We start from the raw sequence: 14,381 nt of genomic DNA on the forward strand, positions 1-14,381 counted from the left end.
TCTGAGACCACGAAACTTACACTGCCTGTCGTCGAGCTGGCCCGCGCGAACGACGAGTTCCGCAAGGTCCTGTGGACCGGCGAGCAGACGCAGCTGGTACTGATGGCCATCCCCGAGGGCGGCGAGATCGGCGGCGAGGTGCACGAGGGGCACGACCAGTTGCTCTACTTCGTCGCGGGTTCGGGAGTGGCGAAGATCGGCGAGACCGAGTGCGAGATCGCCGATGGCGATGTCAGCATAGTGCCCTCGGGCGTCTTCCACAACTTCAAGAACACCGGGTCGGGGATGCTGAAGCTGTTCACCACCTACAGCCCGCCCGAGCACGATCCGGGCACCGAACACGCCACCAAGGCCGAAGCCGACGCGGACGAGTGAGCCGGTGAAGGTCGATACTGTGATCGTGGGGGCGGGCAGCGCCGGGCTGTCCGCCCTGCGGGAGGTGCGCCGCTACACTGATGAGACCACCCGAAAAGCTTATGACGATTGGTGGCAAGCGCTTGGATGGGTGCGGGAAGGATTGATCGCTGGCGGCATGTTATGGGACGTCGAGGTGAGCGGCGCGATGCCGAAGGCATCCGTATCACCAGCCGGTAACGCAGCCAACACAGTGAACGGCCAATCCCCCGGTAGTGTCGACCAAGCGGGTGCTGGTCCGGGAGCCCGGCTGAAGGTCCGCTTCCGCAATGGGTCCGAGTTGCCCTCGCACCGGTGCTGCCAGACGAATGCGAACCAGTCTCGGCAAGGACAGGATGGCTGTCCCCTATTCAGCACAGAGACCGCGCCACTCGGCGAGAGCGGCGGCGCGGTTCAGCTTGAAATTTGATCTCGAGGTGAGGCTGCGCTCCGAGTTGAACAGGTTGTAAATCGAGGCGTGGACGGCGGAGAATTTCTGCAAACTTCGCATCCTCCGGAAGCGTAACATCGCCTTCTCCCGTCGTCGGAACGGCAAGTGTGAATTCTCAACTCGGTTGTTCTCCCAGCGTCCCGTTTCCTGGCGATGGTCGCCGCCGATTTCACGCAACGCAGCACCGTAGGATCGGAGTTTGTCGGTCACGATTACATCGGGACGGCCGTGCTTCCGCATTGCTTTTCTTAAGAATTTCAGCGCGGCCTTCTTGTCCCGCACCTTCGTGACGAAGCTTTCCAGTATCTCGCCTTCATGGTCGACGGCACGCCAAAGGTAGTGCCGCTCACCATTGATCTTCACGAACATTTCGTCGAGGTGCCAACGCCAGCGGCTCGATCGCATACCCTCGATCCGCCGTTTTCGGATCTCCGACGCAAACATCGGCCCGAACCGATGCCACCAGTAGCGGACGGCTTCGTGGCTCACATCGATCCCGCGTTCGTGAAGCAGATCTTCGACGTTTCTGAGCGAGAGCGGAAAGCGGACGTACATCATCACCGCCAGGCGGATGATCTCGGGGCTCGTTTTGAAATAGCGAAAGGGGGATCGTCTGGTCATCAATGAAAGCTACGAAACCACCCTCCCCGCCTCAAGCCCGGTTTGTCTGACAGTGCCCCAGCGGAAGTTCGCGAGCGGCTCACCATTCCCGCGAGTAAGGCGAATGGATGCAACGGGTCATAAACTGCGATCGCGTAACGCATGGGCGCGTAGCCGGAAGTCGGCACGGATCGCGGCCTCGTCGATTCCGTGGACGACGCGGTTTTCCATCAGAATCTTGCCGTTGACGATGCTATGGAGCACGTCATCCGCGCGGCTGGAATAAACCAGCGCTGCTGCCGGATCATAAACCGGCAAAGTATGCGGCTTGTCCACATCGACGACGATGACGTCGGCAGCCTTGCCGGACTCCAATATGCCCGTTTCCGGCCGATTCATTGCCTTGGCCCCTTCCGCCGTTGCCATTTCCAGAATCTCCGACGTGGTCAGGAATTCGGAGTCGTTGTTCTTGTCCTTGTGGATCAGACCGGCGAATTTCATCTCCTGGAACATGTCGAGGGTATTGTGGCTGGCAGGACCGTCCGTCGCCAGACCGACCGTGATGTTGTTCTCGCGCACGATCTTTAGCGGCATGGTGCCGGACACCAGTTTGGCATTGCAACAGGGGCAATGGCCGATCTTCGTGCCGTTCGCTCCGAGTATGCGGGCATCTTCGTGATCGAGTTGCGTGCAGTGGGCGGCCGTCACATCGGGACCGAGAAACTCGAGAGAGTCGAGCCAGCGCACGGGCGTCGTGCCGTATTTTTCCGCGACATAGGCCATCTCCTGGGTGCCCTCGGAGAGATGCGTGTGGATCGGCACCTTGTGGGCATTTGCGACTTCTCGCACCAGTTTGAACATGTCCGCCCCACAGGAATAGGGTGCATGGGGCGACAGACCGATCTGCAACATGCCGTCGCGGGTATTGTGATGTTTGGCAACCAGATCGCCGAAGCTGTGCAGGGTTTCCCAAGACCAGTCGGTGATCGAAACATAGACGCCGCGATCGGCAAAGCCGTAACCCAGCGTGGCGCGCAGCGGAATCTTCTTTAGCGCCTCGATTTCCGGCTCGACGGCATATGCGTCAAAATGTTCGTTGAAGGATGTGATACCGGATTTCACCATTTCCACCAATCCAAGCAGGCTGGCTGAGTAGAGTGTTTCGGGGTCGAAGTTCCGCTTCAGCTTCCACATGGTTTCAAGCCACTCGAACAAGCGCACGTCCTCCAAAACGCCGCGAAGCAGCATGTTGGAGGCGATATGGGTGTGGCTGTCTGCAAAGCCGGGCATGACGACGCAGTTGTTCGCCTGAATGACCTTGGCTGCACTGTCGGTATCTATCGACCCGGCTGCGCCGACGGCAAGAATCTTGTCGCCCGAAATTGTCACGACACCGTTTTCGATAGGTTTCCCTCCCCCCATCGGCATAACGGTCCCGCCCACGATTGCAATGTCGATACTCATGTCAGATCTCCTTGGTATGGATTGGAATTGGCAATTGCGCCGCCGGTCACCGTACGCTGCGATAGTAGGCCTGCCCCAAGGCTTCGGGGGCAGCACTCCGGTAGCGCTTGTTGCGCCAGATGAAGGCCGGAACGATGATCAGGGAAATCGTACCGAGATAAGGCAACATGCCGAGGATCGGTGCCGAAATGGGCCAGTTCAGCGCTTGACCGACAAAGCCGACAGCCGTGATCAGACCGAACAAAAGCCCGGCGAGCACCGCGCGCCACGGGCTATAACGGGCGAAGATGACAAGCGCTACGGCGATCCACCCGCGCCCGGCCACGATGCCATCGGACCAGGATGGAACGAAGGCCAGGGTCAGATACGCCCCTGCCCCGGCGGCGAACATAGATCCGATGGACACATAGACGAAGCGGATGGCAGCCACCGGGATTCCCGCGGCATCGGCAGCGGCGGGATTTTCACCCACGGCGCGCATGTTCAGTCCGTGGCGGGTCTTGAACAGCAGAAAGTGCACTCCGAATGGCAATACAAGGAAGATGAAGTACACGAGGATGTTCTGCGAAAAGAACGCCGGTCCGATGATCGGAATATCGCTGAGATAGGGCACGACCACCGGTTCAAAGGTCACCGCCCCGGGAATGCCGGAAAACGGACGACCGACTGTTGCGGCGATTCCGGTGCCGATCATCGTGAAGGCGAGACCGCAAAGGATTTGATCCGCCCGGACAATGACCGTCGCAAGGGCAAAAACGATTCCGAAAATCAAGCCGATCCCGAGCGCGGCCGCGAACCCAATGTAGGGGTTAGGAACAGACATGGTAACCGCAATGGCAGTGACCGCGCCGAGCGCCACGAGCCCCTCCAGCCCTAGGTTCACGACGCCGACGCGTTCGCTGATGACCTCACCCAGCGCCGCCAGCGAAAGTACGCCGCCCGCGAGAAAGGCCGTTGAAAGAATACCTGTCAGGATTTCCATCAGGTATCGCCTCCTTTGGCACGAAGAACACGGTATCGCGCAAACTCCTGACCGATGGCGTTGAACAACAGGATAAGCCCGGTCAGCGCCACGACAGCGCTTGTGGTCAAACCCTGCGTCTGCAAAACGATGCCGGCGCTTAGGATGAAGGCGAATAGTCCGGCGGTGGCCAGCACGCCGAGGCAGGAGCTTCCCGCCAGAACCGCCACGATGATGCCCAGATAGCCGAAGTTGTTGGATATGCCGCCCTGAAGACGGTGCACGGTGCCTGCGATTTCCAGCATGCCGGCTATGCCCGAAATCGCGCCCGCGGCGAACATGACCGAAAGGATGCGGCGGCGCACCGGGATGCCAGCATATTGCGCGTTTTCCGGGTTTGCGCCGCTGATGCGCACCTCGTAGCCCCAGCGGGTAAAGGTCAGAAGTCCGGCCACCAGAAAGGTCATCGCGACTGCAATCGGCAGACCCCAGTGAACGATACCCCAGAATTCCCGCATTTCATAAGGGATGCGCGGGGTGGACCCCAGCGTTCCCGCCCCCCGGTCCCGCCACGGGCCAGTGCCAAGGTAATAGACCAGCAGCAGCGCAACGAAGTTCAGCAGCAGCGTGGTGATGAGTTCGTTTACCCCGGCATAGGCGCGGGCCAAAGCCGGAATTGCGATCCAGAGTGCGCCGCTGAACGCGCCTCCGAAAAACATGACGACAAGCATGACCGCCGGAGGCCCGTCGATAAAGAGCCCGATTGCCGCGGCGCCGACAGCCCCGGCATAGAATTGCCCTTCGGCACCGATATTCCACAATCCCATGCGTCGCATGATGATGACCGACAGACCGGTCAGGATCAGCGGCGTGAGCAGAAGGCCGAAATCCTCCAGGCCGAACCGCGTTCCCAGCACCAGGGAGAGGACCTGACCCAGCAGAGCTAGGGGATTGAAGCCCGCGATGGCGGCGATCCCCGCCGCGAGCAGGAGCGCAGCCGCACAGGCCGCCACGCTGGCCAAGAGTGCAGCGGTCGGGTTGGCCGACGGAAGACGCTGTAAACGCCAGTTCATGTAATTTTCTCCAATACTCTCAGGCGGCATTTTCGCCACCCATCATCAGCCCGATGGTCTCGCTGCTGGCGGCCTCTATGTTGATCGTGCCCATGTTTCGGCCCTCGTGCAGGACGGCGATGCGGTCTGAAAGAGCAAGCAATTCGTCGAGGTCCTCGGAGATCACGACGACGGCAACGCCCTGGTCGCGCAGGTCCCCCAGGTAGCCGTGCATCGTCTCGATCGCGCCGATGTCCAGGCCGCGGCTGGGATAGGCCGCCACCAGAAGTCTTCTGGCGATCCGCATCTCCCGGCGCGCGACGAGGCGTTGCTGATTGCCCCCCGAAAGGTTGCGAACAGGCATTCGAAAATCCGGTATTACGACACCGGCATCTTTGGAAATGCCACGCGCCAGCGCATCCGCAGCGCGCGGATTGAAGAAAGGACCAAGGCCAAGCGCGCCGGAATTGTATTCGCGCAGAACCGCGTTGTCGGTGATCGACAAGGACGGGGCGAGACCGCTGCGGATGCGATCTTCGGGGATGTGGCCGACACCGAAGCGTGCGAATGCCGCGGCGTCCTTGCCGTTGGCAGGCTGACCGTCGAACTGTATTTCACCGCTGGTGGGATCGAGAACTCCGGAAATGACCTGGCCAAGCTCGCGCTGACCATTGCCGGCGACCCCCGCTATGCCGAGTATTTCGCCACCACACAAATCCAGATCCACATCGCGCAGCGTGGGAACGCCGTTCGGCCCGATTACGCCGACACCCCGCAGCGACATCACCGGAGGGCCGATCGGAGCCTGCGCATCGGATCGCAGAACGGGCCGTGACGCGGTGTCGAAATCGCTTCCGACCATGAGGCTGGCCAGCATGTTGGGCGAACACTCGGTGACCGGGTGCATTGCCACATTCCGCCCGGCGCGCAGCACCGTCACCCGGTCACAGATCTCCATGACTTCGTTCAGTTTGTGGCTGATGAAGATCACGGAGTTCCCGGCCTTGCGGAAATCATCCAGCGCCCGAAAGAGATCGCGCGCTTCCGGCGGGGTCAGAACCGCTGTTGGCTCGTCCAGAATGAGCAACCCTGCGCCGCGTGCCAGAACCCGTAGGATCTCTACGCGTTGCTGCTCTCCGGCCGACAAAGAATCAACCCGCGCACCGGGATGAACCCCAAGGTTGAAGCGGTCGGAAATGGCCTGTGTCCGCGCCTCTATTTCGGACGCCTTGGCCAGGGCCGGCATGTCCTTCCAGCCGAGATGAATATTCTCCGCGACGGTAAAGGTCTTCACCAGTTTGAAGTGCTGGTGCACCATGCCGATGCCCGCGGCGATGGCATCCGCCGGAGCGGCAAAGCGCATCGCTTTGCCGTTAACGTAAATGTTGCCGGCGTTCGGCTGATAAATGCCGGTGACGACATTCATCAGCGTCGATTTCCCGGCGCCGTTCTCGCCGAGGATTGCATGGATTTCGCCTGGTCGGATATCGAGGTCGACAGCCTCGTTGGCGATGACCCCGGGAAAATACTTCGAAACCCCGCGCAAGGACAAGAGCGCCCCATCCTCGGGCGGACGATTGGTGTCAGTCATGGATTTGTCCTCGCGCAGGCTTTTGAAAACTTCAGGTGGCGAGACCCGAAACACCCTTGATCGACCAGTCCCAATTATAAAGCGCAAGCTCGCTCATCGTCTCGCCCTCCTGAATGCGCACGGCACCAGTCTGGTCTCGGATCTCGCCGGTAAAGGGCGACCATCCGCCAAGAATCTTGTCGCGGACCTCATCGGCGGCCGACGCGACCTCCGCCGGGACGATCTCGCCCCAGTCATCGCGGTCGACCCCTGCCCCCATGTCGAGAAGCGTTTCGCCGCCGCCCGTCCATGTGCCTTCCAGTCGCTGGCGCACCTGATCCACATAGAAACCGGTCCAGTCCGGCACGACGGCGCTGACATAAGCCTTCGGCCCGAACCGACGCATGTCCGCATTCCACATCGCGCCATAGACGCCGCGCTTCTCGCAGACCTGAAGATAGGCGGGTTCGTTCATCAACCCGAACAGGAAATCGCAGCCCCCGTCGATAAGCGCGCTGGCCGCCTGGCTGGCACCCTGCGGGTCGAACCAGGAATTGATGTTGATCACCTGAAGCGTGGCGTCTGGGTTGACCGATTGCGCGCCCATCAGGAAGGCGTTGCTGGAGCAGTAGATGATCGGCACGGGGAAAGAACCGATATAGCCGAGCTTGCCGGTCTCGCTCATCATTCCGGCTGCGACACCCAGAACGTAGCTCGGATACCAGTGCTTGACGTAATACCAGCCGAGGTTGTCGGCGGTGTTGCGGCCGTCTGCCTGCAGGAAGGCCACGTCCGGGGCGCGCTCCACGACAGAAGTCAGGAAATCGCCATAGTTCGACGTGGAGAAAACGAATTGCGACCCCTGCTGGACGAACTGCCGGAATGTCCGTGCGGCGTCAGCGGAGAACGGGACGTTTTCAACGACAATGGTCTTGAGCCTGGGAAATGCGGCCTCGATGGCCTTCACGGCGTCGTCGTGATTGGCGTTCCAGCCCTCGTCCGAAACCGGCCCGGTGAGTGCGAAGGAGATGATGGCATCCTCCTCCTTCACCGGGGCCAGCGGCGCGGCAAATGCGGGCCTGATCAGGCCGGGTGTCAGCGACGTCGCTGCGGCCATTCCCGTGGTTGCCAAGAACCTGCGGCGTGAAAATGTATTAAATTTCATTGTTTCCTCCCTCTCTCGGAAAAAACGCTAGATTGAAGGCGCTGGAAAGCAAAGCGCAATTGTTCAGGAGTTGCGTCCTCAAAATTAGGACACACTCCCTATCGTCCCCCCGTCGCAAAAGATGAATTCCAACAACTTTACCCGCAAACCTCGTCGCTGAAATCGTCCGCAAATCGAGAGCGCAGCGCCATTATTAATGTTCTTGTGAGAACGCTCGACGCGTGATGAGATTGCCCGAACGACTGGATATGACACTCAAAAATGGAAGCGTTTCATGATGGAGACAGCGAAAGATCGACTTCGTCTTATAGGCACCTCTCGCCAACGGGTGGATGCACTGGCCAAGGCGAAGGGCGAGCACCTCTTTCCTTCGGACAACGCGATGCAGAATGCGCTTTGGGTACGCGTTGTCCGATCCGCGCGGGCGCATGCACGTCTTATCGGCGTAGAGACCCGCGCCGCCGAGGAAATGGAGGGCGTGGCTTGCGTCCTGACTGCTGCCGATGTGCCGGGAACCAATCGGTACGGGCTCGTGATCGCTGATCAGCCGGCACTGTGCGAGGATGTCGTGCGCTATGAGGGCGAAGCGATCGCGATCATCGCGGCCGAAGCCGATGAAATCGCGCGCGCTGCCTGTGAGAAGGTAGAGGTCCTCTACGAGGATCTGCCGGTGATCGCAGACGCCGCTACTGCAGAAAGCGCGATCTCCCTGCATCCTGACGGAAATACCTGCTCGACAGTCGCTTTGGGATTCGGCGATGTTGCGGCTTCCGAGGCGAGCTGTGACCATATGGTGGAAGTCGCATATACGACAAACCGGCAGGAACACGGCTTCTTGGAAACCGAAGCCGGCACCTCCTGGATCGACGAGACGGGCAGGTTGACGCTCTCGGTGGGCGCGCAGAACCCCTTCAATGATCGTCGCCAGATCGCCGCTGCATTGAACCTGGCAGAAGACAAAATTCGCGTGCTGAACCCGATGATGGGAGGCGCTTTTGGAGGCAAGGAAGACTGCAACGTGCATATCCCGCTCGCCCTGGTGACCATACGGACGGGGCGTCCGGCGCGCTTCATGTACGACCGGCGCGAGTCGCTTTTGTCTGGCGTGAAGCGACATGAATTCAACATCGCCTATCGTATCGGGGCAGACTCCACTGGCAAACTGAAATCAGCCAAGGTGAACCTGCGCGCCGATGCCGGCGCCTATGCCACGCTATCAGCCGCAGTTTTGGCACAGGCCGCCGAGCACGCCTCTGGCCCCTATGTCTACGAGGCATCGGAGATCACCGGCAAGGCGGTGTATACCAACAACGGTATCGCCAGCGCATATCGCGGCTTCGGCATTCCCCAAACCTCAATCGGTGTCGAACAGGCGATGGACGAACTTGCCCGCCGCACGGGATTGTCACCCTTCGAGGTGCGACGCCGGAACCTGATACACGAGGGCGAGATGGCTGCGGCCGGGTTCATCATGGCCGCCGACACGGCATTGGCCGCTATGCTAGATGCGGCGGAAAGCGGCCCTCTCTGGGGCGACCGGCAAGAGGCGAAATCGCGAGCGCCCTCTTGGGTGCGACGCGGAATCGGCGTCAGCGCGATCTGGCAGGGTTACGGGCTGGGCTCCGGTCTGGAAAAGGGCGCGACGGTTCATGTTTCGCTGAACGATGCAGGACGCTACCATCTCGAGGTAGGCACCCCGGACCTAGGCGCCGGGAACCTGACGGCATTCCTGCAAATAGCGGCCGAAAACCTAAACACGACCATTGAAAATTTCGAGTATGTCGCGGGCGACTCCCTCGGGCCGAATTCGGGTTCCTCTCACGCGTCCCGGACGATCTACATCGTGGGCAACGCCGTCGCACGCGCGGCACAGGAGTTGCGGGTCCGGATTCTCGATCATGCCCTTGCCGGACGGGACAATGTCACGGTGGAACTGGAGGCGCACCATGTCGTGTTAAGCGGCGCACGGATTGCGCTGGCCGATATCGCGCGGGACATGGCGGGAACCAAGGTCGTCGAGTCCTTCGTCCCAGTATCACCCAAACCCGTGCATTTCGGCATTCCGCACGCGGGCTACAGCTACTGGGTGCAGGTGTTGGGCGTCGACGTCGATATTCATACCGGCGAGGTCGCCGTGACCGATGTAGAGAACTACCTGGACACTGGCCGAACAATCAATCCCGATGGTGTGCGGGCACAATGCGAAGGCGGTTTTGCACAGGGTCTGGGCTACGCCCTTTACGAAAACAGCATCTACACCGACGGGCGTCTGCGTAATCCGTCGCTTGCGAATTATATCATTCCATCGGTCAAGGACATGCCACCGCGCATGACCAACACCATTTTCGAAACACCCGATCACACCAGCCCGCTGGGTGTGCGTGGCATCGCCGAAATAAGTCTGTCGCCGGTCGCCGCGACCGTAGCGAATGCAGTGCACGACGCAATCGGCACGCGTTTCTCCCAGTTTCCGATTCTTCCCGAAGCGGTCCTGAACGCAATTCATGGCGAGGCTTGAAATCAAATGGCAAAAATAACATTGAACGGTCAAACCTTCGAAAGCGGTTCCGATCCACGCAAGCCCTTTTTGGAGGTCCTGCGAGAGGAATTTGGTTTGCGAGGAACGAAATATGGCTGCGGCGAGGGTGAATGCGGCGCTTGCACGGTTGTCGTCGACGGCGAAACGGTCTGTGCCTGTCTCACGCTGACGGGATCGCTCGCGGGGAAAGAGGTGACCACGGTAGAGGGGCTCGCAAACGATCCGGTCGGGGTGGCTCTTTTCAATTCTTTTGCGCGTCATGGTGCGGTCCAATGCGGGTTCTGCACACCGGGCTTTGTCATGTCGGCCTGGCAATTACTTGCAAAGCAGGAGAATCCCGACACCGACGCTATTCGCGATGCGGTGGGCGGAAACCTTTGCCGCTGCACGGGGTATGTGCGAATAGTGGATGCGATCAGGGAATGCGGCCTTGGCGCCGCAAACTCGCCCGTCGTGGCGAGGATCGGAGAGGGCGGCGCATCGGATTACGTCGCCCAGGCCTACTGGCGTCCCGCGTCTCTGGAAGAGCTGTTCCATGATCTCGGATCTTTCTCCGACAATTCGAGGATGATCGCCGGCGGAACAGATCTCATGGTGCAGAACGAACACCGGTTGAACGAACTGGAACTGATCGACATTTCCGGGCTGTCGGAACTCCGCGGCATCTCGCAATCCGACGGCAGCATCACAATTGGCGCCTTGACAAGCTGGGCCGAAATCGGGCGGTCAAAACTAATTGAACGATGGGCGCCGCTCTTGGGCTTGGCGTCGCACGAGGTCGGCGGCATCCAGATCCAGAATCGTGGAACGATCGGCGGCAATATCGCCAACGCGTCACCGGCAGCGGATGGTCTTCCCGGGCTATATGTCTATGACGCCATGGTCGAACTCGCATCGAGCAGCGGTCAACGCAGCCTGCCCATCGCGGATTTCATGGTTGGCCCCGGACGCACGTCCCTTGCAGCCGGGGAAGTGATCACAGCAGTTCGGATACCGAAGGTCGAAATGCCCGGCACACCGCTGGTGTTCTTCGAAAAGGTCGGCCCGCGCAAGGCGCAGACCATTACCAAAGCCTCTCTCGCCTTTCATGGTTGGATGGAGGAGGGCAGGATCGTCGCTCCGCGCATCGCGCTTGGAGCCGTGGCGCCAACCGTTTTGCGCGCACGCGAGGCCGAGCGTATGCTGGCCAAGGATATTACGGTCGCAGGCGTGGCGATGGCTGCAGCGCAGTTGTCCGGGATCATCTCTCCGATCGACGATATCCGATCCACGGCGGAATATCGCAGCAAGTTGATAACCGGTCTGCTTCGGCGTGGTTTCGCCAGTCACGCCGGCATCCATTAGCGCGGGGAACGGCCTACTCCTCAGTCACGCGAGCCGGTCGCGAACCGGGTCGCGTTTCGGCGATTGATTGACTTCGCACCGATGTAGATGGCATCGTCCGCTGCGGCGTCCGCACAGAACGAGTCGCCGAAACTGCTTCGACGGGGAATTGCAAAAATGTCTGGCGGAATGCTTCCGGGTATCGAACGACGGCTACGCCAGTTGCACTCGCCCAGCATTCAGTATTTCGTCTCGGTGGCCGAGGCCGGGTCCTTTCGCGGTGCGGCGCGCAAGCTGAATATTGCGTCATCCGCCATCAATCGCCACGTCCTGCTGCTTGAGAAGGAATTGGGCTTCGGCCTGTTCGAGCGGCGCGGACGCGAACTCGAACTGACGAGTGCGGGTCAGATTATCCTTCAACACTGCATCGAGACCGTTCGGGACTTCGAAGATGTCATCGAGCAACTCGATGCGCTGCGCGATCTTCGCAAGGGGATTGTCCGGGTCGCCGTTTCAGAAAGCTTCGCCTCGGAAATCGCGCCCGAGATTTGCGCCGAATTCTCGGCAATCTATCCCGGGATCCGCGTTCATGTGCGGGTCTCGGAATCCGGCAAGGTCATCGATTTCACTTCGCGCGACGAATGCGATGTGGGCATTGCCTTCGGCCACACCAGCGGCACCGGCCGCGAACTTGCGCGATACAAACTGCCGATTGGCGCGGTCGTGGGGGCCCGGCACCCTCTTACTGGACGCGAAAGCATCAGTATCCGGGAGTGTTTCGATTACCCGTTGGTGATTCCCGACAAGGCGCTTTCGATCCGGCGGCTCCTGGATGAGGCGGTGGATCTCTTTCGCACCAGCCCGGAGGGTAACATCGAAGCAACCTCGCCTCGGCTCATGCTGGGCATTGCTCGCATGAACAGGCATATTGTATTTCAGTCCAAACTCGGCCTGGCAAACGACCTTAAAAACAGCTCACTTCATTTCATCCCGCTCACAGATAAGAATTTAAAACCGGATCAGGCTGTTCTCATGGCCTCTCCCCGATCCCAAAATCGTTTCGCCGCAATCGAATTTTCAACATTTTTCGCCAAAGCCCTAGAGCGGGAATTGTCCGGGCCTTGATGAACGAAACGGCACCGGCCGAGTCGACCACCTGCTTAGGCTCCAGACCTATTAATCTGCTTGAGACCGAGAGGGCTGCATGATTCAAGCTCCGGAAATTTGGGGGCATTATGAGCAATCTTTACTGGCTGAACGAAGACCAAATGGCGCGGCTTCGGCCTTATTTTCCGACGAGCCATGGAGTGCCACGCGTCGTTGATCGACGGGTTTTGAGTGGCATTATCTTTATCAATCGCAATGGGTTGCGCTGGTGCGATGCACCCAGGGAATATGGTCCGCATAAGACCCTTTATAATCGCTGGAAACGTTGGAGTAACATGGGGGTGTTCGCGCGGATCATGACGGGGCTTGCTGCCGAGGCGGCCGACAACAAGACGATCTCAATCGACGCGACCTACCTCAAAGCGCATCGCACGGCTTCCAGCCTGCGGTTAAAAAAGGGGGGCGTGGACGCCTGATTGGACGGACAAAGGGCGGTATGAATACGAAGTTGCATGCCGTAACCGACACGATTGGGCGACCGATCCGGTTCTTCATGACGGCCGGTCAGGTCAGCGACTACACCAGAGCCAGAGCGCTGGTGAATGGCTTGCCTCCGGCCGACTGGCTCCTGGGTGACCGGGGGTATGACGCGGATTGGTTCCGCGAGGCCCTTGTAGGTAAGGGAATAACGCGCTGCATTCCGGGCCGAAAGTCCCGCGACAAGACAGTCAAATATGACAAGCGTCGCTACAAACGACGGAACCGGATCGAAGTCATGTTCGGTCGACTGAAAGACTGGCGACGGATCGCCACCCGATACGACCGTAGTCTAAAGGTATTCCTATCTGCGATCGCCCTCGCATCAACCGTCTTGTTCTGGTTGTGAATCAATGAGATGCCGTAACGGGGCCTGCGTTGCGACCCGCCCGTTACTGTTGCCAAACCGAGGGCAAGCTGGCGCCATTCCCGTATCGGATCCACATGGAGGACTGCGGGATGAAGCTGTTTGTCGGGCTGGATGTGTCTCTGGAGAAGACCGCGATCTGCGTGATCAGCGAGCATGGGAAGATTGTGAAAGAGGCTCAGGTGGCCAGCGAGCCTGAGGCGCTGTTGCGCTGGATCGGCGATCAGGACGGCGCAATCGCTGCCGTCGGGCTTGAGGCTGGCCCGTTGTCGCAGGGGCTGCATCGTGGGCTGTCAGAAGAAGGACAACCTGTCGTGCTGATGGAAACCCGACAGGTAGAGGGCGCCCTGAAGGCCATGCCTATCAAGACAGACCGGCGGGATGCCGAAGGTATCGCGCGTCTGTTGCACCTCGGCTGGTTCCGGCCGGTTCATTGCAAATCGGTGTCTGCACAGGAGGTTCGAGCAGTGCTCAGTGCCCGTAAGGCTGTGCAACAGGGGTTCATCACGCTTGAAATGTCCCTGCGCGGGCTGCTGCGGACTTCGGTCTCAAGGTCGGCACAATATCGCGAGGCCGGTTCGAGCAAAGGTGTCCGTCGTCATATAAAATGGGACATCAGAGTGGCTTGAACATTGGAGGCTCTGGTTCGGTTGTGTGATTGATTATGCTGCTTGTTTTTGATGTTGCAAGCGGCGCTGTCGGATCGTCAGGTTCTTGATCTTCTCCCTTTCTCTCAGAATGGCCTTGTCCCGGCCAAAGTAGACGTCAGCGGGTGTGACGTTTTTCAGGCTCTCGTGGTAGCGCTGGTTATTGTAGTAGTCGACGAAGTCCCCGATCTGTCGCTCGAGATGA

The 14,381-nt window shown here is 59.8% G+C and carries 11 protein-coding genes and 2 pseudogenes; 6 read left to right on the forward strand and 7 right to left on the reverse strand.

Annotated features, from left to right (window positions below; translation table 11 throughout):
- Positions 1-375: cupin domain-containing protein (locus BMW66_RS18670; RefSeq protein WP_217639341.1), on the forward strand; the 375-nt coding region annotated here is incomplete at its 5' end.
- 385 nt (positions 376-760) lie between these two features.
- Here the strand turns inward: BMW66_RS18670 and BMW66_RS18680 are convergent.
- The 6 genes from BMW66_RS18680 to BMW66_RS18705 form a co-directional block, all read right to left on the reverse strand.
- Positions 761-1,465 carry an IS6 family transposase gene (locus BMW66_RS18680; RefSeq protein WP_093120642.1) on the reverse strand — a complete coding sequence of 235 codons (705 nt, stop codon included), beginning with the start codon at positions 1,463-1,465 and terminating at the stop codon, positions 761-763.
- A gap of 117 nt (positions 1,466-1,582) precedes the next feature.
- Positions 1,583-3,004: an amidohydrolase family protein gene (locus tag BMW66_RS18685; protein WP_217639342.1), complete on the reverse strand. Its 1,422-nt coding sequence runs from the start codon at positions 3,002-3,004 to the stop codon at positions 1,583-1,585.
- Entirely contained in the window at positions 2,955-3,890 is a 936-nt protein-coding gene (locus tag BMW66_RS18690) for an ABC transporter permease (RefSeq protein WP_093120643.1), read from the reverse strand. The genes BMW66_RS18685 and BMW66_RS18690 overlap by 50 nt, the downstream gene beginning before the upstream one ends.
- Entirely contained in the window at positions 3,890-4,942 is a 1,053-nt protein-coding gene (locus tag BMW66_RS18695; RefSeq protein WP_093120645.1) for an ABC transporter permease, read from the reverse strand. Before BMW66_RS18695 ends, BMW66_RS18690 begins: the two co-directional genes overlap by 1 nt.
- Before the next feature lie 19 nt (positions 4,943-4,961).
- Positions 4,962-6,512 carry an ABC transporter ATP-binding protein gene (locus tag BMW66_RS18700; RefSeq protein WP_093120646.1) on the reverse strand — a complete coding sequence of 517 codons (1,551 nt, stop codon included), beginning with the start codon at positions 6,510-6,512 and terminating at the stop codon, positions 4,962-4,964.
- A 31-nt stretch (positions 6,513-6,543) separates the two neighbouring features.
- Positions 6,544-7,608 carry a BMP family ABC transporter substrate-binding protein gene (locus BMW66_RS18705; RefSeq protein WP_245729558.1) on the reverse strand — a complete coding sequence of 355 codons (1,065 nt, stop codon included), beginning with the start codon at positions 7,606-7,608 and terminating at the stop codon, positions 6,544-6,546.
- A gap of 322 nt (positions 7,609-7,930) precedes the next feature.
- On the opposite strand from BMW66_RS18705, the gene BMW66_RS18710 reads away from it, so the two are divergent.
- From BMW66_RS18710 to BMW66_RS18730, 5 genes and pseudogenes are all read left to right on the forward strand, one after another.
- Positions 7,931-10,174 (forward strand): xanthine dehydrogenase family protein molybdopterin-binding subunit, encoded by a 2,244-nt coding sequence (locus tag BMW66_RS18710; RefSeq protein ID WP_093120648.1) that lies wholly within the window; start codon positions 7,931-7,933, stop codon positions 10,172-10,174.
- A gap of 6 nt (positions 10,175-10,180) precedes the next feature.
- Complete coding sequence (locus tag BMW66_RS18715) at positions 10,181-11,539, forward strand: FAD binding domain-containing protein (RefSeq protein ID WP_093120650.1); 1,359 nt, start codon at positions 10,181-10,183, stop codon at positions 11,537-11,539.
- 168 nt (positions 11,540-11,707) lie between these two features.
- Positions 11,708-12,643, forward strand: coding sequence for a LysR family transcriptional regulator (locus BMW66_RS18720; RefSeq protein WP_175483322.1), 936 nt, complete (start codon positions 11,708-11,710; stop codon positions 12,641-12,643).
- A gap of 110 nt (positions 12,644-12,753) precedes the next feature.
- Positions 12,754-13,511 (forward strand): IS5 family transposase gene (locus BMW66_RS18725; RefSeq protein ID WP_093120653.1). Its coding sequence is split into 2 segments (ribosomal slippage): positions 12,754-13,075 and positions 13,075-13,511, totalling 759 coding nucleotides; the frame shifts between segments, so codons are not numbered across the junction.
- Between the two features lie 110 nt (positions 13,512-13,621).
- Positions 13,622-14,118: pseudogene (locus BMW66_RS18730) on the forward strand (IS110 family transposase); the annotation flags it as partial.
- 73 nt (positions 14,119-14,191) lie between these two features.
- On the opposite strand, the pseudogene BMW66_RS18735 reads toward BMW66_RS18730, so the two are convergent.
- A pseudogene (locus BMW66_RS18735) lies at positions 14,192-14,381 on the reverse strand (IS3 family transposase); the annotation flags it as partial.

The organism is Salinihabitans flavidus, from assembly GCF_900110425.1.
GTDB lineage: Bacteria > Pseudomonadota > Alphaproteobacteria > Rhodobacterales > Rhodobacteraceae > Salinihabitans > Salinihabitans flavidus.